The organism is Haloarchaeobius caseinilyticus, from assembly GCF_051207395.1.
Lineage (GTDB): Archaea > Halobacteriota > Halobacteria > Halobacteriales > Natrialbaceae > Haloarchaeobius.
Genome location: NZ_JBPJZC010000001.1, coordinates 973,206 through 989,032, shown reverse-complemented (window position 1 = coordinate 989,032; position 15,827 = coordinate 973,206). Strand labels below are relative to the sequence as shown.

The window sequence follows — 15,827 nt, the reverse complement described above, 5'->3', positions numbered from 1 at the left end:
GTTGCCCAGTCACTGTGGCGACCGAGGCGAACTGACCGACCACCCGTACCCGCTCAGGGCGTCGTCGGTGGCGACGGCCGGAGAAGCCGGGCCAGCCGTCGACGGACCAGATACACACCGGTCGTGATGACGAGTGCTTCGAGCAACAGATACACTCCCGCGAGTGCGTACAACCCGAGCTCGTCGTTCAGGTCCGTGAAGAACATGTCCCGTGTCACGCGCGCGGCCTGCATCGCGAGGATGCTGAACGTGTCGTACCCGGCGAAGACGAGGCTGAAGAACACGAGAACACCGAAGACGATGAGTAAGTCCCTGAGGTACGTCCGCCAACCCGTTGCGACTTCGAAAGTCATCTCACCTGAACAGAAGGGAGAATCGGTGATACCGGTTACTGCGGCGTGATTGAGGGGTCAATCGGTAGGGACAACACCAGCTCGTGACGACGAATCCGAAAGAAGTGCGCTGACTAGGAGTCGAACCCAGGTCTCGACCGTGGAACGGTCACGTGATACCACTACACTACCAGCGCATCGTGTCTCCATTGACGACTGACTCGCGGCGGGGGCATATGTTGACACGTTGAGTAGACAAGCCGCTGTCGTGTCGCTGCAGAATCGGGGTGACTCAGGCAGTTCGTCGACGTCGTCGCGGTACGGGAGGACGATGAAGTGAACGACTTGAGCCGCCAAGAGAACTGGGCTGGGATTTGAACTTCTCTCGCTCACTGCGTTCGCTCGAACGTTCAAAACGCCAGCTGCGATTTTCCGAAACCTGACTCGTCGCTTCGCTCCTCGTCGTTGGTTTCGGAGAAATGCGCTGGCTGGGATTTGAACCCAGGTTGTGACCATGGCAAGGTCACGTGATACCACTACACTACCAGCGCCTGTCTGCACTCAATTCTAACCGCCGGCGATGATATAAGACTTCTGAATCGAGCGGTCTGCGGTAGGCCAATTCACCCCACAGCCCGGTGCCAACACACCAATTTTTGATTCCCGCACGCACGCGGGCCTGATTGCACAAGCATGACAACGCCAAACACGCTCTAGCGGGCGTGAGGACCCATCACAACCGGAAATGGAATCCGGCACCCTTTTAACCATCGTCAGAATAAATTCGCTACAGTCTAGTGACGAGGCGTCCAAGCGTCACGGCATGACCACTAGCGTGCTCGTGCCGTCGTCCCTCGTCCGGGAAGCCGAAGACAAACGCGAGGCAACTCGTAAGATCGGCTACGTCGCCCGCGCGGCGACGGTGTTCCGGGCAGACAGGCTGGTCGTCTTCCCCGACGAAGACGGCGAGACCAGATGGGGCGGCGGGTTCGTAAGCACCGTACTCGAATACGCCGCGACGCCGCCATACCTCCGAAAGGAGGCGTGGGGGCAACGCAGCGAACTGGAGTACGCCGGTATCTTGCCGCCGCTGCGCGCACCGTCGCAGACCGGCTCCGAATCAGACGATTCGGGGTCGATAAGACAGGGAATCGTGACCGAGGTCGGACCTGACAGGCGCGTCCGGGTCAATTGCGGACTGCAACACCCGATCTCGCTCGTCGTGCCATCCGATATGGATGTGCCCGGGGAGCGGGAGCGCGTAACCGTCAGGGTATCTTCGAGACGTCCGGTCCGTGCACGACTGGCCAACGAGCCCATATCCGGGTTCACAGTCGAACGCACGGACCTCCAGGAAGCGCTCGACCGTAACGACGCCGGACTCCGAATCGCGACGTCGCGCCACGGGGAAGAACTCTCCGTGGGGCGACTCGGGAGTCTGGTCGGGCAAATCGAGCACGACGGGATGACCGTCGTGTTCGGTTCGCCAGGTCGAGGACTGCCTGACATACTCGGAATCGACGTGGCCGATATACAGGCCACGGACACCGAGGACGCCACCGAACCCACCGCCGGCGGGTTCGACCTTTGGCTGAACTCGATTCCGCAACAAGGCAGCAAGGTCGTGCGAACGGAAGAGGCTCTGTTCGCTACCCTTGCCTGCCTGACACTCAGAGAGTGAACAACGATGCCACAACCAAGCAGACCACGTAAAGGCTCCATGGGGTTCGGCCCACGAAAGCGTGCGACCTCCGAGGTCCCGCGCTTCAACTCGTGGCCGGACGACGACGGACAGCCGACGCTGCAGGGCTTCGCTGGCTACAAGGCCGGTATGACCCACGTGGTGATGATCAACGACGAGTCCAACTCCCCCCGCGAAGGGATGGAGGAGACCGTCCCTGTCACCATCGTGGAGACACCGCCAATGCGAGCGGTCGCTCTGCGAGCGTACGAAGACACGCCGTACGGAAAGAAGCCGCTGACGGAAGTCTGGACGGACGAGTTCCACGACGAACTCGACCGCGTTCTGGACCTTCCCGAGGAATCGGACACCGAGGCCGCCGCGGACGAGCTCCGCGAGGCCGTCGAGTCCGGTGACGTCTCGGACGTTCGTGCGATTACGCACACCGTCCCGAGCGACGTCGCTTCCGTACCGAAGAAGAAGCCCGACGTGATGGAGACTCGAATCGGCGGCGGCTCCGTGCAGGAGCGCGTCGACTTCGGGCTCGAACTCATCGCCGAGGGCGGCGTTCACGAGATGAAAGACCAGTTCCGCGACGGAGAGTACACCGACGTCTCCGGCGTGACGAAAGGGAAGGGCACCCAGGGCCCGGTCAAGCGCTGGGGCGTCCAGAAGCGCAAGGGCAAGCACGCCCGCCAGGGATGGCGGCGTCGCATCGGTAACCTCGGCCCGTGGAACCCGAGCCGCGTTCGCTCGACCGTTCCGCAGCAGGGTCAGATGGGCTACCACCAGCGCACGGAACTCAACAAGCGCCTCGTCCAGATCGGCGACGACGAAGCTGTCGACGACGTCAACGTCGACGGTGGCTTCGTCAACTACGGCGAAATCAGCGGCCCGTTCACGCTCGTGAAGGGTTCGCTGCCCGGTCCGGACAAGCGTCTTCTCCGGTTCCGCCCGGCCGTCCGGCCGAACGACCAGCCGCGCCTCGACCCCGAGGTGCGCTTCGTCTCCACAGCATCGAATCAGGGATAAACCATGCAGGCAACCATCTACGACCTGGACGGCTCCGAGGCCGACTCGCTCGACCTGCCCGAGGTCTTCGGTACGCAGTACCGACCCGACCTCATCGAGCGCGCAGTCCGTGCCGCCCAGGCCAACCGAAAGCAGCCGTACGGTGCCGACGACTACGCCGGCATGCGTACCTCCGCAGAATCGTTCGGCTCGGGCCGCGGTATGGCACACGTACCGCGCTCGAACGGGCAGGGTGCCCGCGTCCCCCAGACGGTGGGCGGTCGCAAAGCACACCCGCCGAAAGAAGAGAAAGACCAGGGCGAGGCCATCAACAAGAAAGAGCGCAAACTCGCGTTCCGGAGCGCACTCGCCGCGACCGTCGACGCAGAGCGCGTCGCCGAGCGCGGACACCGCTTCGACGACAGCCTCGACCTGCCCCTCGTCGTCTCCGACGACTTCGAGGACCTGCTGAAGACGAAGGAGGTCGTCTCCTTCCTCGAAGCAGTCGGCGCACACGACGACGTCGAGCGCGCGGACGACGGCAAGAAAGTCCGAGCCGGTCGCGGGACGACCCGTGGCCGCAAGTACAAGCGCCCGAAGTCGGTCCTGTTCGTCACGTCCAGCGAGGCCGGCCAGTCGAAGGCCGCACGTAACCTCGCGGGCGTCGACGTCGCCACGGCCCAGAACGTGAACGTGGAAGACCTCGCGCCCGGCGCACACGCCGGTCGCCTGACCGTGTTCACCGAGGCCGCAGTCGAGGAGGTGGCCGACCGATGAGCGTCGTCAAGTTCCCCCTCGTCACTGAGAAAGCGATGAACGACATGGACTTCGAGAACAAGCTCCAGTTCGTCGTCGACGCGGACGCGAACAAGACTGAGATTCGCAACGACGTCGAGGAGCGCTTCGACGTGTCGGTCGCGAAGGTCAACACGCAGATGACCATGAAGGGTCACAAGAAGGCAGTCGTCCGACTCGGAGAAGACGACGACGCACAAGAAGTCGCCTCTCGAATCGGGGTGTTCTGACAATGGGACGAAGAATCCAGGGTCAGCGACGTGGTCGCGGTGGGCCGACGTTCCGTGCCCCCTCGCACCGATACAAGTCTGACCTCAAGCACAAGACGCCAGAAGATTCGGACGTCGTCAGCGGTACCGTCGTCGACATCGAACACGATCCCGCCCGGTCCGCACCGGTCGTGGCCGTCGAGTTCGAAGACGGCGACCAGCGCCTCGTGCTCGCGCCCGAGGGCATCGCCGTGGGCGACGAACTGCAAGTCGGTGTGTCCGCCGAGATCGCACCGGGTAACACGCTCCCGCTCGCCGAGATTCCGGAAGGGGTCCCGGTGTGCAACATCGAGCGCCAGCCCGGTGACGGCGGCAAGTTCTCCCGGTCCTCCGGGACGAGCGCCGACATCATCACGCACGACCGTAATTCGACGGTCGTCCAACTGCCCAGCGGCGAGATGAAGCGACTCGACCCGCAGTGCCGCGCCACGGTCGGTGTGGTCGCTGGTGGCGGTCGTACGGAGAAGCCGTTCGTGAAGGCAGGTTCGAAGTATCACAAGATGAAAGCGCGCGGCACGAAGTGGCCGAACGTCCGTGGTGTGGCGATGAACGCCGTCGACCACCCGTTCGGTGGCGGTGGCCGCCAGCACCCTGGCCGACCCAAGTCCGTCTCGCGGGACGCCCCGCCGGGCCGGAAGGTCGGTGACATTGCATCTCGGCGCACAGGCCGAGGTGGTAACAAATGAGCCAAGATTACAGAACTGGCCGCGAGGACGACGAGGAGTTCACCTACCGTGGCCACACGCTCGACGAGCTGCAGGACATGGACCTCGACGAGGTCGCAGAACTGCTCCCCGCACGACAGCGGCGAAGTATCGTCCGCGGCCTCTCCGTGGAGAAGGAGAAACTCCTGGAGAAGGCTAGCGACTACGACGAACAACAGAGCGCCAACGACCCGATTCGGACGCACCTGCGCGACATGCCGGTGCTCCCGGAGTTCGTAGACCTCACGTTCGCGGTCTACACCGGTCAGGAGTTCGAGCGCGTCAAGGTCCAGCCCGAGATGATCGGACACTACCTTGGCGAGTTCCAGCTCACCCGCTCGTCCGTCACGCACGGACAGGCCGGTATCGGTGCGACGCGCTCCTCGAAGTTCGTGCCCCTGAAGTGATACCATGGGAATCAACTACAGCGTCGACGCAGACCCGGAGAAGACGGCGAAAGCCATGCTTCGGGAGCGTCACATGAGCAACAAGCACAGCAAGGCCATCGCCCGCGAGATCAAGGGCAAGACGGTCGCCGAGGCGCAGGAGTACCTCGATGCGGTCATCGAGGGCGACCGCTCGGTCCCGTTCAAGCAGCACAACAGCGGCGTCGGCCACAAGAGCGACATCGACGGCTGGGACGCCGGTCGCTACCCCGAGAAGGCCAGCAAGGCGTTCCTCGACCTGCTGGAGAACGTCGCCGCCAACGCCGACCACCAGGGCTTCGACGGTGAGACGATGGAGATCGTCCACGTCGCCGCCCACAAGGTCGGAGAGTCGCCGGGCCGCAAGCCCCGTGCGATGGGTCGCGCGACGGCTTGGAACACACCCCAGGTCGACGTCGAGATAGTCGTCGAGGAGGTCGAGAACTAATGGCAGACGAACACCAGTTCATCCGAGACGGTATGCAGCGGTCCCAGATCGACGAGTTCTTCGCAGAGGAACTCGGTCGCGCCGGCTACGGCGGCATGGAAGTCGCCAAGACGCCGATGGGCACCCAGATCGTCCTGAAGGCCGAGAAGCCCGGTATGGTCATCGGCAAGGGCGGTGAGAACATCCGAAAGGTCACGACGATGCTCGAGGAGAAGTTCAACCTCGACGACCCGCAGATCGACGTGCAGGAGGTCGAGCAACCCGACCTCAACGCACGTATCGTCGCCGACCGTCTCGCCAACGCGCTCGAACGTGGCTGGTACTTCCGTAAGGCAGGCCACACCACGCTCGAACGCATCATGGACTCCGGCGCCCTCGGTGCCGAGATCGTCCTGTCCGGGAAGGTCACCGGCGCGCGTTCGCGCGTCGAGAAGTTCAACGACGGCTACATCAAGCACAACGGCGAACCCGCCGAGACCATCGTCGACGAGGGTCAGGGCGTCGCCGTCATGAAGCTCGGGACCATCGGTGTCACGGTGAAAATCATCCCGCCGGAAGCCGAACTCCCCGACGACTTCGAAATCTACGAGGGCGAGGACGTCAACGAAGTCGCCCCCGAAGCCGTCGAAGCCAACGAGGCAGTCGAGGAACTCCTCGACGAGCCGACCGAGGAAGAACTCGAAGAGATTCAAGAAGAGGTCCAGGAGGGCGAGCCCAGCGAGGCTGCCGAGCCCGCCGAGGACGAGGAAGTCGTCGAGGAAGTCCTCGACGAGTCCCCTGAAGACTTCGACGACGAGGAGGTCGAACTCCCCGGCGACGACGAGGACATCGAGGAGGAACTCGACGAACTCGACGACGCCGTCGAGGAAGAGGCCGCCGCGATGGTCGAAGAGATGGAAGACGACGAAGAGGAGGAGGAGTAATCCATGGCGATTCTCCACCCCGACGAGATTCGAGAGCTCACCGAGCAGGAACGCGAGGAAGAACTCGACGAACTCGAAACGGAACTGCTGAACGCGAAGGCCGTGCAGGCCGCCGGTGGTGCCCCGGAGAATCCGGGCCGCATCGGTGAGCTGCGCAAGACCATCGCGCGCATCAAGACGATTCAGCAGGAAGAAGCAGACGAAGAGTAATCCACCAACATGGCGCTCACACCCGAAACACTCCCGCGACACGAACTCAACGGCCTCTACGTAGAGGTCGTCGACGCTTCGAACCCCGACCTCGTCGGGATAGCTGGTCGCATCGTCATCGAGACGATGCAGACAGTCCACGTGGAGTGCGTCGCGCCCGAAGCGCGACGGCAGCGAGACGGCGACGAGTTCGCCGTCGAGCACGCGGACGGGGAGTCTCGGGTGCGCCAGGTGCCCAAGCAAGGAACGGTATTCCAGTTCAGACTCACAGATGAAACCGCCGACTTCAAGAAGGAGTCGGGGACTACGTCGAAACCGGGCCTCCCTACCGGCGACGACGTGGCCTACGTTACGGTGGATGGAGTCAGACTGCTCTCACGACCTGCTCTTCGCACCGAAACAAAAGGTGATTCGAAATGGCGATAGGACTTGACGTAACAAAGCCTCCGGAACCAGACAACCCGGAGGAGTACGACTATGAGAAGTGTCCGTTCTACGGCGAACTCTCCGTTCGAGGGCAGACCCTCGAGGGGAAGGTCGTCTCGACGGACATGGACAAGACCATCGTCGTCGAGCGAGAGTACGACGTTCGTGTACCCAAGTACGACCGGTACATGAAGCGTCGCTCGCGCATCCCGGCACACGTGCCGGGCGTGCTCGAGCCCGAGCTCGGTGACACGGTCAAGATCGCAGAGTGCCGACCACTGTCGAAGACGAAATCGCACGTGGTCGTTGAAGTAATCGACGCCGATGGAGGTGACGCCTGATGGAAGCTCTGAAGGCTGACGTCACGCAGGGCCTCGAGAAAGGCTCGCTGCTGACGTGCTCCGACAACACCGGCGCACGCGAGGTGAAGGTCATCTCGGTCGCTGGCTACCACGGCACCAAGAACCGCCACCCGAAGGCTGGTCTCGGTGACAAGGTGACCGTCTCGGTGACCAAGGGGACGCCCGAAGAGCGTCGCCAGGTCAAAGAGGCAGTCATCATCCGGCAGCGCAAGCCCATCCGACGCCCCGACGGCACGCGCGTGAAGTTCGAGGACAATGCGGCCGTCCTCATCAACGAGAACGAGGAGCCCCAGGGTTCGGAAATCAAGGGCCCCATCGCACGCGAAGTCGCAGAGCGATTCGGAAGCATCGCGTCCACGGCTACGATGATAGTATGACACGACAACCACGCAAACAGCGTAACCAGGCAGCACGCGCCCCCCTGCACAAGAAGCAGAAGCAGGTCCGCGCGACGCTGAGCGAGGACCTCCGTGAGGAGTACGGCCGTCGTCGCGCCCGCGTTAACGAGGGCGACACGGTCGAGGTCATGCGCGGTGACTTCGCCGGCGAAGAAGGCGAAGTCCTCGACGTCGACCTCAAATCCGCGACCATCTCGGTCGAGGAAGTCACGCTCGAGAAGGCCGACGGCGAGGAGGTTCCCCGCCGTCTGGAGCCCTCGAACGTCCGTATCACGGAACTCGACCTCGAAGACGAGCGTCGCGAGGCGCGTCTGGAAGGTGATGACGAATGACCAAACACCAGAAGCGACTCTCCGTTCCGAAGTCCTGGCCGGTCGAGCGTAAGACCGAGACGTTCACCGTGAAGGCCGATTCCGGCCCGCACGGCGAGGAGGGTGTCCCGCTGGTCATCCTGCTCCGCGACGTCCTCGGCTACGTCGACTCGAAGAAGGAAGCCCGCTACGCCCTGAATCAGGACAGCGTCCTGATCAACGGCAAGGCAGTCTCCGACGAGCAGCGACCTGTCGGGATGTTCGACATCGTCGCGTTCACCGAGCGTAACGAGTACTACCGCGTCTTCCCGGACGAGGGCGGCCGACTGGCCCTCTCGCCCATCGAGGCAGACGCGGCAGACTCGAAGCTCGGCAAGATCACGGGCAAGCGCCAGGTCACTGGTGGCGAGACGCAGCTCTCGCTCCACGACGGCCAGACGCTGCAGCTCGAAGACGCCAGTGAGTACAGCGCGAAGGACTCCATCATCGTCGACAACGAGTCGACCGAAATCGTCGCCCACTTCCCGTACGAGGAAGGCGCACTCGTGACCGCCGTCAAGGGCAGTCACGCGGGCGAAATCGGCGAGATTTCGGAGATCAAGGTGACAGCCGGCTCCGGCCACAACACCGTGTTCGTCGAGGGTGAGGAGGACTCCTTCGAGACTATCGAGGACTACGTCGTCGTCATCGACGAGAACTTCACAGGTGATGACGAATGAGCGAAGCCGAGTTCCACGAGATGCGCACCCCGACCATCGAGAAGGTCGTCGTCCACATGGGCGTCGGCGAGGGCGGGCGCAAGCTCCAGAACGCAGAAGGCATCCTCGAGGCCGTCACGGGCCAGCAGTCCGTCCGCACGCAGGCGAAGGCCACGCTGCCGGACTTCGGTATCCGTGAGGGCGACCCGATCGGCGCGAAGGTTACCCTTCGCGGTGAGTCGGCTCGCGAGTTCCTCGACACCGCGCTCCCGCTCGCGACGGTCACACCGTCGCAGTTCGACGAGACCGGGAACTTCAGCTTTGGTGTCGAAGAGCACACCGACTTCCCGTCGCAGGAGTACGACCCGAACGTCGGTATTTTCGGACTGGACGTGACGGTCAACCTCGTCCGTCCGGGCTACCGCGTCAACAAGCGCGACAAGCGTTCCCGCCAGATTCCGGCGAACCACCGCCTGGACCCCGAGGACGCCGTCGCGTTCATCGCATCCGAATTCGACGTAGAGGTGACTGACGATGAGTGAAAGTGAACAAGAAGAGACCGGTGAGCACGCAGCAAAGCGCACGGGTCAGATCGAAGACTGCCAGCGCTGTGGCCGTAAGCAGGGCCTCGTAGGCAAGTACGACATCTGGCTCTGCCGACAGTGCTTCCGAGAGATTGCCCGAGACATGGGCTTCAAAAAGTACCGATAACCATGACAGCGAACGATCCGTTCAGCAACGCGCTCTCCGGCGTCAACAATGCCGAGAGCGTCGGGCATCTCACCCACGAAGTTGAGCCCGCTTCGAACCAGATCGGCTCCGTCCTCGAGGTCTTCTACGACCACGGGTACATCGACGGCTTCGAGTTCGTCGACGACGGCAAGTCCGGTCGGTTCGAGGTCGAACTAAAAGGCGCGATTAACGAATGCGGCGCCGTCAAGCCCCGATACTCCGTCGGTGTCGACGAGTACGAGAAGTGGGAGAAGCGATACCTCCCCGCACGTGACTACGGTGCGCTCATCGTGACGACCAGCGAGGGCGTCATGAGCCACTACGAGGCACGTGACCTGGGCGTCGGTGGCCAAGTTGTCGCATACGTCTACTAAACAATGCGAGTAGAACTGGACATTCCGGACGAAGTAAGCGCCGAGATGGACCATCTCGACATCACCGTCGACGGTCCCGAGGGGTCGGTCACACGACGCCTCTGGTACCCCGACATCACCGTGAGCGTCGAGGACGACCAAGTGGTCATCGAGTCCGACGAAGAGAACGCGAAGACGCGTTCGACCGTCGGCACCTTCGAGAGCCACATCACGAACATGTTCCACGGCGTCACCGACGGGTGGGAGTACCAGATGGAGGTTTACTACTCTCACTTCCCGATGCAGGTGGCAGTCGAGGGCGAAGAGGTCGTTATCGAGAACTTCCTCGGCGAGAAAGCACCGCGACGAACGACCATCCACGGCGACACGGAGGTTCATGTCGACGGCGAGGAGCTGACCCTGAGTGGTCCCAGCAAGGAACACGTCGGGCAGACCGCCGCAGACATCGAACAGCTGACCCGCGTCAGCGGGAAGGACACCCGTGTCTTCCAGGACGGCGTCTATATCACACAGAAGCCCGCGAAGGGAGGTGCCTAACGTATGGCTGACGAACCACAGGAACTCGAAGACATCAGCGGTGTCGGCTCCGCAAAAGCCGACGCCCTGCGCGACGCAGGCTACGAGAACGTCGAAGACATCAAGAAGGCCTCGCAGTCCGACCTCGCCGAAGTCGAAGGCATTGGGAACGCGCTCGCTGCGCGTATCAAGGCCGACGTCGGCGACCTCGAAGTGTCGGAAGACACCGAGGCCGAGATCGAGGGCGACGAGGAAGAAGACGAAGCCGAGGCCGAGGCGGCCGAGGACGTCGAAACCGAACTCCAGCCACGTGGGCTGGTCGACAAGACGCCCGAACTCGACGAGCAGACGGAGCAGATGCTCCAGAAGCGTGCGCGCGACGGTAAGCCGGCGTTCAAGCGCCAGGATTACCACAAGAAGAAGCGCACGCCCGAGTCCTGGCGCAAGCCCCGCGGTGGCCTGTCCAAGCAGCGCCGCGGTATCAAGGGCAAGGGCCCGAAGGTCGAGGCTGGCTACCGCACGCCCACCGAGGTGCGCGGCAAGCACCCCTCGGGCTTCGAGGAGGTTCGTGTGCACAACACGGACGACCTCGACGGCGTCGACGGTGACACGGAAGCGGTCCGTATCGCCTCGACCGTCGGTGCTCGCAAGCGCGAGCGCATCGAAGAACAGGCTGAAGAGAACGAGATTCGGGTTCTCAACCCGACCTACGTCGAAGTGGAGGTAGACGAATGACTGACCTCTCCGCCCAGAAGCGACTGGCGTCGGACGTCCTCGACGTCGGCAAGAACCGTGTCTGGTTCAGCCCCGACGCACAGAGCGACATCGCGGAAGCGATTACGCGTGAGGACATCCGCGAACTGGTCGACGAGGGCTCGATTCGAGCGAAGGACAAGAAAGGGAACTCGAAAGGACGCTCCCGCGAGCGCAAAGCCAAGCGCGCCTACGGCCACCAGAAGGGCCCGGGCAAGCGCAAGGGTAAGAAAGGCGGCCGTCAGGACTCGAAGGAGGACTGGCAGCAGCGCATTCGCGCACAGCGGAAGAAGCTCAACGAACTCCGCGGCGAGGGCGAGCTCACGCGTACGCAGTACCGTGAACTCTACAACAAGTCCCGCGGTGGGGAGTTCCGCAGCGTCCAGTACCTGCTGAACTACATCGACAACAACTACGGTGACGAATAATATGGCGACAGGACCACGATACAAGGTTCCGATGCGGCGTCGCCGAGAGGTCCGGACTGATTACCATCAGAGGTTGCGTCTGCTGAAGTCCGGGAAACCCCGGCTCGTGGCTCGCAAGAGCAACAAGCATATGACGGCGCAGCTGGTCACCCCCGGACCTGACGGCGACAACACACTCGCGAGTGCGCACTCGTCCGACCTGGCAGAGCACGGCTGGGAGGCCCCCACGGGGAACATCTCCGCGGCCTACCTGACCGGTCTGCTGGCTGGCAAGCGCGCGCTCGACGCAGGAGTCGAGGAAGCAGTGCTCGACATCGGCCTCAACACGGCGACACCCGGTTCGAAGGTGTTCGCAGTGCAGGAGGGCGCAATCGACGCTGGCCTCGACATCCCGCACAACGACGACGTGCTCGCCGACTGGGAGCGAAACCGCGGTGAGCACATCGCCGAGTACGCAGAGCAACTCGACGAGCCGCTGTACAGCGGCGACTTCGACGCAACAGACCTTCCCGCGCACTTCGACGAAGTGCGTGAAACGCTGATGGAGCTCTAAACACATGGCCCGAAACGACTACGACAACGGCTGGGAGCCCGTCACGCGGCTCGGCAAGATGGTACAGGAGGGCGACATCGATTCGATGGAGCAGGCCCTCAACTCGGGTCTCCCGCTGAAGGAGCCCGAAGTCGTCGACCAACTCCTCCCCGGAATGGACGACGAAGTGCTGGACATCAACATGGTCCAGCGTATGACCGACTCCGGCCGCCGTGTGAAGTTCCGCTGTGTCGTCGCAATCGGCAACCGCGACGGATACGTCGGATACGCCGAAGGACGCGACGACCAGGTCGGCGCTGCCATCCAGAAGGCGATCGGTATCGCGAAGCTGAACATCATCGACGTGCCGCGTGGCTCCGGTTCCTGGGAGGACCGGTCCACCAAGCCGCACTCGCTCACGCACCGGACGTCCGGCAAGGCCGGGTCCGTCGAGGTCGACCTCATCCCCGCCCCGCTCGGGCTGGGACTCGCCGCGAGCGAGACGGTCACGAAGGTGCTCGAACTCGCCGGTATCGAGGACGCCTGGACGAAGTCCTACGGTAACACTCGTACCACGGTGAACTTCGCCAAGGCGACGTTCAACGCACTGGAGAACGCGTCGCAGTCTCGCCGCGCGCGAAACGTGGCCGAGGAGGAGGTGGCTGACTGATGCAAGCAGTCGTCCAGCTCCGTGGTGAAGTCGACCGGACCGGTTCCATCGACGACACCCTGAAGATGCTCAACGTCCACCGCGTGAACCACGCCACGCTCGTCCCCGAGACGGACACGTACCGTGGCATGCTCACGAAGGTGAACGACTACGTCGCGATGGGCGAGCCGAGCGCGGACGTCCTCGTGACGGTCCTCACGAAGCGCGCCGAGCCCGAGCAGGGCGAAGGCGACGTGGACGAGGAGTGGCTCGCAGAGAACACCGACTACGACAGCTTCGAGAGTCTCGCCGAGGCGCTGCTGGCCGAGGAGACGACGCTGCGCGAGCAGGGTCTCTCGCCGGTCCTGCGCCTGCACCCGCCGCGGAAGGGGCACGACGGTGTCAAGCACCCGACCAAGGAAGGTGGCGAACTCGGTAAGCACACGACAGAGGAGATCGACAAGCTCCTCAAAGCGATGCGATAACCATGACGAGCAAGAAACGACGCCAGCGAGGCTCGCGCACGCACGGTGGCGGTACGCACAAGAACCGGCGCGGTGCCGGTCACCGCGGTGGCCGCGGCCGCGCAGGTCGATCCAAGCACGAGTTCCACAACTACGAACCGCTCGGAAAACACGGCTTCAAGCGCCCGCAGGGCGTACAGGACGACGTCGTCGAGATTTCCGTCCAGAAGCTCGACGAGGACGCAGTCCTCTACGTCGCCGACGACCTCGCTGAGGAAGACGGCGACCGCTACGTCATCGACGCACGCGATGTCGTCGAAGACGGTCACGAGGCTGACGTTGTGAAAGTGCTCGGCAACGGGCAGGTTCGCAACGAACTCGAAGTTCACGCCGACGCGTTCACCGCGAGCGCACGCGGTCTCATCGAGGAGGCCGGCGGTGAGGCAGTCCTGACAGACCGCGCGGAAGAACCGGAAGACACTCAAGAAGCCGAGTCAGACGAGGAATAAGCCATGGGATGGAAGGAGGCTGCCGAACCGGTCCTGACGCGAATGCCCGCAGTCCAGCGTCCAGAGGGTCACGTCCCGTTCAAGCGAAAGCTGGGATGGACCGCTGGCGTGCTGGTACTGTACTTCTTCTTGACCACCATCACCGTCTACGGGACGCAACCGGTGGGGTCAGGAGGTGGGGACGCGTTCGGCCAGTTCCGGTCGATACTGGCTGGCGCGAATCGTTCGATACTGCACCTCGGCATCGGGCCGATCGTCACGGCGAGCATCGTCTTACAGTTGCTCGGCGGGGCGAATCTGCTCGGTCTCGACACGAACGATCCGCGTGACCAGATCCTCTACCAGGGCCTCCAGAAGTTGCTGGTACTGGTGATGATCTGTCTGACGGGCCTCCCGATGGTGTTCCTCTCCGGGGGCATCCTGCCCGTCGAAGGTGCGGCAGCCCAGACCGTCGCCGGGATGGTCGGAGCCGCGAACGCGAGCGCAGCCGTCAAGTGGCTCATCTTCGCCCAGATATTCATGGGCGGCGTCCTCGTCCTGTTCATGGACGAGATCGTCAGCAAGTGGGGCGTCGGCTCCGGTATCGGCCTGTTCATCATCGCAGGCGTGAGCCAGAGCCTCGTCACCGGCATCCTCCAGATGTTCGGTGACTGGTACGCCATCGTGGCCGGCCAGGCCGGCTTCAACATCCTGACGACCTCGGGCTTCGCCGACTTCCTCGGCAACGAGGGACACATCATCGCGCTCGCGACGACGATCCTCATCTTCACGATCGTCGTCTACGCGGAGAGTGTCCGTGTCGAGATTCCGCTCAGTCACGCGAGGGTCAAGGGCGCGCGTGGTCGCTTCCCCGTGAAGCTCATCTACGCGTCCGTCCTGCCGATGATCCTCGTCCGCGCCCTGCAGGCGAACATCCAGTTCCTCGGGCGCGGTCTCGACAGCGCGGTCGGTATCCCAGCCTGGCTCGGTCAGTACAGTAGCGGACAGGCCACCGGTGGGCTGTTCTACTACCTGGCACCCATCCAGTCGCCGTCTGACTGGATGTGGTGGTCGACGACCGGGACGGCTGCCTCGATGGAGGTGTGGCAGGTGCTCCTGCGCGTGGGTATCGACCTGACGTTCATGATCGGTGGCGGCGCGTTGTTCGCCATCTTCTGGGTCGAGACCACGGACATGGGTCCCGAGTCCACAGCCAAGCAGATTCAGAACTCCGGGATGCAGATTCCCGGCTTCCGCCAGAACGTCGGCGTCATCGAGAAGGTGATGGAGCGGTACATTCCGCAAGTCACTGTCATCGGTGGTGCCCTCGTCGGGCTGCTCGCCGTCATGGCGAACATGCTCGGTACGGTCGGGAGCGTCACCGGGACCGGGCTGCTGCTGACGGTCTCCATCACGTACAAACTGTACGAGGAGATCGCCGAAGAGCAGCTCATGGAGATGCACCCGATGATGCGCCAGATGTTCGGCAACTAATCGCTGTACACCGCGTACAGCACTTCTCTCGTTTATTCTCTCACGACTAGTGACGACGCCAGCGACGAGTCGACTGCCGTCACGCGGTCGGTCGTTCGGGCGACTTCGTTTCGGCCTCGTCGAGGAAGGAAATCTCTCGTTCGAGGACGCCTGCTTCCTCGACGATGACAGCGGTTTCGGAACTGTCGAAATAGGCTCGGGCGTTCTCGATGGAGTCCCACTCGAACAGGAAGACGAGTTCGTTCGGGTCGTCCGAGACGGTGAACACTCGGTAGCCCGTCGACGCTTCCATCGAACCGTGTTCTTTCCGTCGGTCCGCGGATTCGTGGAGCGCTCGCTTCCAGACTTCGATGTCCTCGACCGTCTCTCTTCCCAGTACTGTCACCATAGGGTTTCACCCATGT

26 protein-coding genes, 2 tRNA genes and 1 pseudogene are annotated in these 15,827 nt (G+C 63.1%); 25 read left to right on the top strand and 4 right to left on the bottom strand.

The genetic code is table 11. From position 1 onward, the window contains the following. Positions 1 to 53 precede the first annotated feature (53 nt). From ACSC1P_RS05200 to ACSC1P_RS05190, 3 genes are all read right to left on the bottom strand, one after another. A complete protein-coding gene (locus ACSC1P_RS05200) occupies positions 54 to 353 on the bottom strand; it encodes a hypothetical protein (protein WP_435359069.1) in 300 nt (99 codons plus the stop codon). A 105-nt stretch (positions 354 to 458) separates the two neighbouring features. After that, positions 459 to 529 (bottom strand) — tRNA-Gly (locus ACSC1P_RS05195). A gap of 283 nt (positions 530 to 812) precedes the next feature. After that, positions 813 to 883: transfer RNA gene (locus ACSC1P_RS05190), tRNA-Gly, on the bottom strand. A gap of 272 nt (positions 884 to 1,155) precedes the next feature. Between ACSC1P_RS05190 and ACSC1P_RS05185 the strand changes: the two genes are divergently transcribed. From ACSC1P_RS05185 to secY, 25 genes and pseudogenes are all read left to right on the top strand, one after another. After that, positions 1,156 to 2,013, top strand: a complete 858-nt coding sequence (locus ACSC1P_RS05185; protein WP_435359068.1) for a putative RNA uridine N3 methyltransferase — start codon at positions 1,156 to 1,158, stop codon at positions 2,011 to 2,013. 6 nt (positions 2,014 to 2,019) lie between these two features. After that, a complete protein-coding gene (locus ACSC1P_RS05180; protein ID WP_435359067.1) occupies positions 2,020 to 3,045 on the top strand; it encodes a 50S ribosomal protein L3 in 1,026 nt (341 codons plus the stop codon). A 3-nt stretch (positions 3,046 to 3,048) separates the two neighbouring features. After that, positions 3,049 to 3,801 carry a 50S ribosomal protein L4 gene (rpl4p, locus tag ACSC1P_RS05175; protein WP_435359066.1) on the top strand — a complete coding sequence of 251 codons (753 nt, stop codon included), beginning with the start codon at positions 3,049 to 3,051 and terminating at the stop codon, positions 3,799 to 3,801. Beyond that, the gene (locus ACSC1P_RS05170; protein ID WP_435359065.1) at positions 3,798 to 4,049 is read left to right on the top strand and encodes a 50S ribosomal protein L23; all 252 of its coding nucleotides are present in this window, start codon (positions 3,798 to 3,800) and stop codon (positions 4,047 to 4,049) included. Before rpl4p ends, ACSC1P_RS05170 begins: the two co-directional genes overlap by 4 nt. A 2-nt stretch (positions 4,050 to 4,051) precedes the next feature. Then, positions 4,052 to 4,774, top strand: a complete 723-nt coding sequence (locus tag ACSC1P_RS05165) for a 50S ribosomal protein L2 (protein WP_435359064.1) — start codon at positions 4,052 to 4,054, stop codon at positions 4,772 to 4,774. Further along, the gene (locus ACSC1P_RS05160; protein WP_435359063.1) at positions 4,771 to 5,199 is read left to right on the top strand and encodes a 30S ribosomal protein S19; all 429 of its coding nucleotides are present in this window, start codon (positions 4,771 to 4,773) and stop codon (positions 5,197 to 5,199) included. Before ACSC1P_RS05165 ends, ACSC1P_RS05160 begins: the two co-directional genes overlap by 4 nt. Positions 5,200 to 5,203: 4 nt before the next feature. Further along, complete coding sequence (locus ACSC1P_RS05155; protein WP_435359062.1) at positions 5,204 to 5,665, top strand: 50S ribosomal protein L22; 462 nt, start codon at positions 5,204 to 5,206, stop codon at positions 5,663 to 5,665. Beyond that, on the top strand, positions 5,665 to 6,588 hold the full coding sequence (locus ACSC1P_RS05150) for a 30S ribosomal protein S3 (protein ID WP_435359061.1): 924 nt from the start codon (positions 5,665 to 5,667) through the stop codon (positions 6,586 to 6,588). The genes ACSC1P_RS05155 and ACSC1P_RS05150 overlap by 1 nt, the downstream gene beginning before the upstream one ends. A gap of 3 nt (positions 6,589 to 6,591) precedes the next feature. Next, on the top strand, positions 6,592 to 6,798 hold the full coding sequence (rpmC, locus tag ACSC1P_RS05145) for a 50S ribosomal protein L29 (protein WP_435359060.1): 207 nt from the start codon (positions 6,592 to 6,594) through the stop codon (positions 6,796 to 6,798). Between the two features lie 9 nt (positions 6,799 to 6,807). Continuing rightward, entirely contained in the window at positions 6,808 to 7,224 is a 417-nt protein-coding gene (locus ACSC1P_RS05140) for a ribonuclease P protein component 1 (RefSeq protein WP_435359059.1), read from the top strand. Next, a pseudogene (locus tag ACSC1P_RS05135) lies at positions 7,215 to 7,538 on the top strand (30S ribosomal protein S17); the annotation flags it as partial. The gene ACSC1P_RS05140 and the pseudogene ACSC1P_RS05135, both read left to right, overlap by 10 nt. Before the next feature lie 26 nt (positions 7,539 to 7,564). After that, positions 7,565 to 7,963: a 50S ribosomal protein L14 gene (locus tag ACSC1P_RS05130; RefSeq protein ID WP_435333476.1), complete on the top strand. Its 399-nt coding sequence runs from the start codon at positions 7,565 to 7,567 to the stop codon at positions 7,961 to 7,963. After that, positions 7,960 to 8,316: a 50S ribosomal protein L24 gene (rplX, locus tag ACSC1P_RS05125; protein ID WP_435359058.1), complete on the top strand. Its 357-nt coding sequence runs from the start codon at positions 7,960 to 7,962 to the stop codon at positions 8,314 to 8,316. Before ACSC1P_RS05130 ends, rplX begins: the two co-directional genes overlap by 4 nt. After that, positions 8,313 to 9,014 (top strand): 30S ribosomal protein S4e, encoded by a 702-nt coding sequence (locus tag ACSC1P_RS05120; RefSeq protein WP_435359057.1) that lies wholly within the window; start codon positions 8,313 to 8,315, stop codon positions 9,012 to 9,014. The genes rplX and ACSC1P_RS05120 overlap by 4 nt, the downstream gene beginning before the upstream one ends. Further along, complete coding sequence (locus ACSC1P_RS05115) at positions 9,011 to 9,535, top strand: 50S ribosomal protein L5 (RefSeq protein ID WP_435359056.1); 525 nt, start codon at positions 9,011 to 9,013, stop codon at positions 9,533 to 9,535. Before ACSC1P_RS05120 ends, ACSC1P_RS05115 begins: the two co-directional genes overlap by 4 nt. Further along, positions 9,528 to 9,704, top strand: coding sequence for a 30S ribosomal protein S14 (locus tag ACSC1P_RS05110; RefSeq protein ID WP_435359055.1), 177 nt, complete (start codon positions 9,528 to 9,530; stop codon positions 9,702 to 9,704). The genes ACSC1P_RS05115 and ACSC1P_RS05110 overlap by 8 nt, the downstream gene beginning before the upstream one ends. A gap of 2 nt (positions 9,705 to 9,706) precedes the next feature. Then, the gene (locus ACSC1P_RS05105) at positions 9,707 to 10,099 is read left to right on the top strand and encodes a 30S ribosomal protein S8 (RefSeq protein ID WP_435359054.1); all 393 of its coding nucleotides are present in this window, start codon (positions 9,707 to 9,709) and stop codon (positions 10,097 to 10,099) included. Between the two features lie 3 nt (positions 10,100 to 10,102). Beyond that, complete coding sequence (locus ACSC1P_RS05100) at positions 10,103 to 10,636, top strand: 50S ribosomal protein L6 (RefSeq protein WP_435359053.1); 534 nt, start codon at positions 10,103 to 10,105, stop codon at positions 10,634 to 10,636. 3 nt (positions 10,637 to 10,639) lie between these two features. Next, positions 10,640 to 11,350, top strand: a complete 711-nt coding sequence (locus ACSC1P_RS05095) for a 50S ribosomal protein L32e (RefSeq protein ID WP_435359052.1) — start codon at positions 10,640 to 10,642, stop codon at positions 11,348 to 11,350. Continuing rightward, entirely contained in the window at positions 11,347 to 11,796 is a 450-nt protein-coding gene (locus ACSC1P_RS05090) for a 50S ribosomal protein L19e (RefSeq protein WP_435359051.1), read from the top strand. Before ACSC1P_RS05095 ends, ACSC1P_RS05090 begins: the two co-directional genes overlap by 4 nt. A gap of 1 nt (position 11,797) precedes the next feature. Continuing rightward, a complete protein-coding gene (locus ACSC1P_RS05085) occupies positions 11,798 to 12,349 on the top strand; it encodes a 50S ribosomal protein L18 (RefSeq protein ID WP_435359050.1) in 552 nt (183 codons plus the stop codon). 4 nt (positions 12,350 to 12,353) lie between these two features. Next, the gene (locus ACSC1P_RS05080; RefSeq protein WP_435359049.1) at positions 12,354 to 12,998 is read left to right on the top strand and encodes a 30S ribosomal protein S5; all 645 of its coding nucleotides are present in this window, start codon (positions 12,354 to 12,356) and stop codon (positions 12,996 to 12,998) included. Continuing rightward, positions 12,998 to 13,462: a 50S ribosomal protein L30 gene (locus tag ACSC1P_RS05075; RefSeq protein ID WP_435359048.1), complete on the top strand. Its 465-nt coding sequence runs from the start codon at positions 12,998 to 13,000 to the stop codon at positions 13,460 to 13,462. Before ACSC1P_RS05080 ends, ACSC1P_RS05075 begins: the two co-directional genes overlap by 1 nt. A gap of 2 nt (positions 13,463 to 13,464) precedes the next feature. Beyond that, a complete protein-coding gene (locus ACSC1P_RS05070; RefSeq protein WP_435359047.1) occupies positions 13,465 to 13,950 on the top strand; it encodes an uL15m family ribosomal protein in 486 nt (161 codons plus the stop codon). Positions 13,951 to 13,953: 3 nt separating this feature from the next. Continuing rightward, positions 13,954 to 15,423 (top strand): preprotein translocase subunit SecY, encoded by a 1,470-nt coding sequence (secY, locus tag ACSC1P_RS05065; RefSeq protein WP_435359046.1) that lies wholly within the window; start codon positions 13,954 to 13,956, stop codon positions 15,421 to 15,423. Between the two features lie 79 nt (positions 15,424 to 15,502). On the opposite strand, the gene ACSC1P_RS05060 is transcribed toward secY, so the two are convergent. Next, complete coding sequence (locus ACSC1P_RS05060; RefSeq protein ID WP_435359045.1) at positions 15,503 to 15,811, bottom strand: hypothetical protein; 309 nt, start codon at positions 15,809 to 15,811, stop codon at positions 15,503 to 15,505. Between the last annotated feature and the right edge of the window lie 16 nt (positions 15,812 to 15,827).

Coding starts and splice junctions, on each gene's coding strand:
- ACSC1P_RS05200 (WP_435359069.1), bottom strand. CDS start 353: ATGACTTTCGAAGTCGCAACGGGTTGGCGGACGTACCTCAGGGACTTA.
- ACSC1P_RS05185 (WP_435359068.1), top strand. CDS start 1,156: ATGACCACTAGCGTGCTCGTGCCGTCGTCCCTCGTCCGGGAAGCCGAA.
- ACSC1P_RS05180 (WP_435359067.1), top strand. CDS start 2,020: ATGCCACAACCAAGCAGACCACGTAAAGGCTCCATGGGGTTCGGCCCA.
- rpl4p (WP_435359066.1), top strand. CDS start 3,049: ATGCAGGCAACCATCTACGACCTGGACGGCTCCGAGGCCGACTCGCTC.
- ACSC1P_RS05170 (WP_435359065.1), top strand. CDS start 3,798: ATGAGCGTCGTCAAGTTCCCCCTCGTCACTGAGAAAGCGATGAACGAC.
- ACSC1P_RS05165 (WP_435359064.1), top strand. CDS start 4,052: ATGGGACGAAGAATCCAGGGTCAGCGACGTGGTCGCGGTGGGCCGACG.
- ACSC1P_RS05160 (WP_435359063.1), top strand. CDS start 4,771: ATGAGCCAAGATTACAGAACTGGCCGCGAGGACGACGAGGAGTTCACC.
- ACSC1P_RS05155 (WP_435359062.1), top strand. CDS start 5,204: ATGGGAATCAACTACAGCGTCGACGCAGACCCGGAGAAGACGGCGAAA.
- ACSC1P_RS05150 (WP_435359061.1), top strand. CDS start 5,665: ATGGCAGACGAACACCAGTTCATCCGAGACGGTATGCAGCGGTCCCAG.
- rpmC (WP_435359060.1), top strand. CDS start 6,592: ATGGCGATTCTCCACCCCGACGAGATTCGAGAGCTCACCGAGCAGGAA.
- ACSC1P_RS05140 (WP_435359059.1), top strand. CDS start 6,808: ATGGCGCTCACACCCGAAACACTCCCGCGACACGAACTCAACGGCCTC.
- ACSC1P_RS05130 (WP_435333476.1), top strand. CDS start 7,565: ATGGAAGCTCTGAAGGCTGACGTCACGCAGGGCCTCGAGAAAGGCTCG.
- rplX (WP_435359058.1), top strand. CDS start 7,960: ATGACACGACAACCACGCAAACAGCGTAACCAGGCAGCACGCGCCCCC.
- ACSC1P_RS05120 (WP_435359057.1), top strand. CDS start 8,313: ATGACCAAACACCAGAAGCGACTCTCCGTTCCGAAGTCCTGGCCGGTC.
- ACSC1P_RS05115 (WP_435359056.1), top strand. CDS start 9,011: ATGAGCGAAGCCGAGTTCCACGAGATGCGCACCCCGACCATCGAGAAG.
- ACSC1P_RS05110 (WP_435359055.1), top strand. CDS start 9,528: ATGAGTGAAAGTGAACAAGAAGAGACCGGTGAGCACGCAGCAAAGCGC.
- ACSC1P_RS05105 (WP_435359054.1), top strand. CDS start 9,707: ATGACAGCGAACGATCCGTTCAGCAACGCGCTCTCCGGCGTCAACAAT.
- ACSC1P_RS05100 (WP_435359053.1), top strand. CDS start 10,103: ATGCGAGTAGAACTGGACATTCCGGACGAAGTAAGCGCCGAGATGGAC.
- ACSC1P_RS05095 (WP_435359052.1), top strand. CDS start 10,640: ATGGCTGACGAACCACAGGAACTCGAAGACATCAGCGGTGTCGGCTCC.
- ACSC1P_RS05090 (WP_435359051.1), top strand. CDS start 11,347: ATGACTGACCTCTCCGCCCAGAAGCGACTGGCGTCGGACGTCCTCGAC.
- ACSC1P_RS05085 (WP_435359050.1), top strand. CDS start 11,798: ATGGCGACAGGACCACGATACAAGGTTCCGATGCGGCGTCGCCGAGAG.
- ACSC1P_RS05080 (WP_435359049.1), top strand. CDS start 12,354: ATGGCCCGAAACGACTACGACAACGGCTGGGAGCCCGTCACGCGGCTC.
- ACSC1P_RS05075 (WP_435359048.1), top strand. CDS start 12,998: ATGCAAGCAGTCGTCCAGCTCCGTGGTGAAGTCGACCGGACCGGTTCC.
- ACSC1P_RS05070 (WP_435359047.1), top strand. CDS start 13,465: ATGACGAGCAAGAAACGACGCCAGCGAGGCTCGCGCACGCACGGTGGC.
- secY (WP_435359046.1), top strand. CDS start 13,954: ATGGGATGGAAGGAGGCTGCCGAACCGGTCCTGACGCGAATGCCCGCA.
- ACSC1P_RS05060 (WP_435359045.1), bottom strand. CDS start 15,811: ATGGTGACAGTACTGGGAAGAGAGACGGTCGAGGACATCGAAGTCTGG.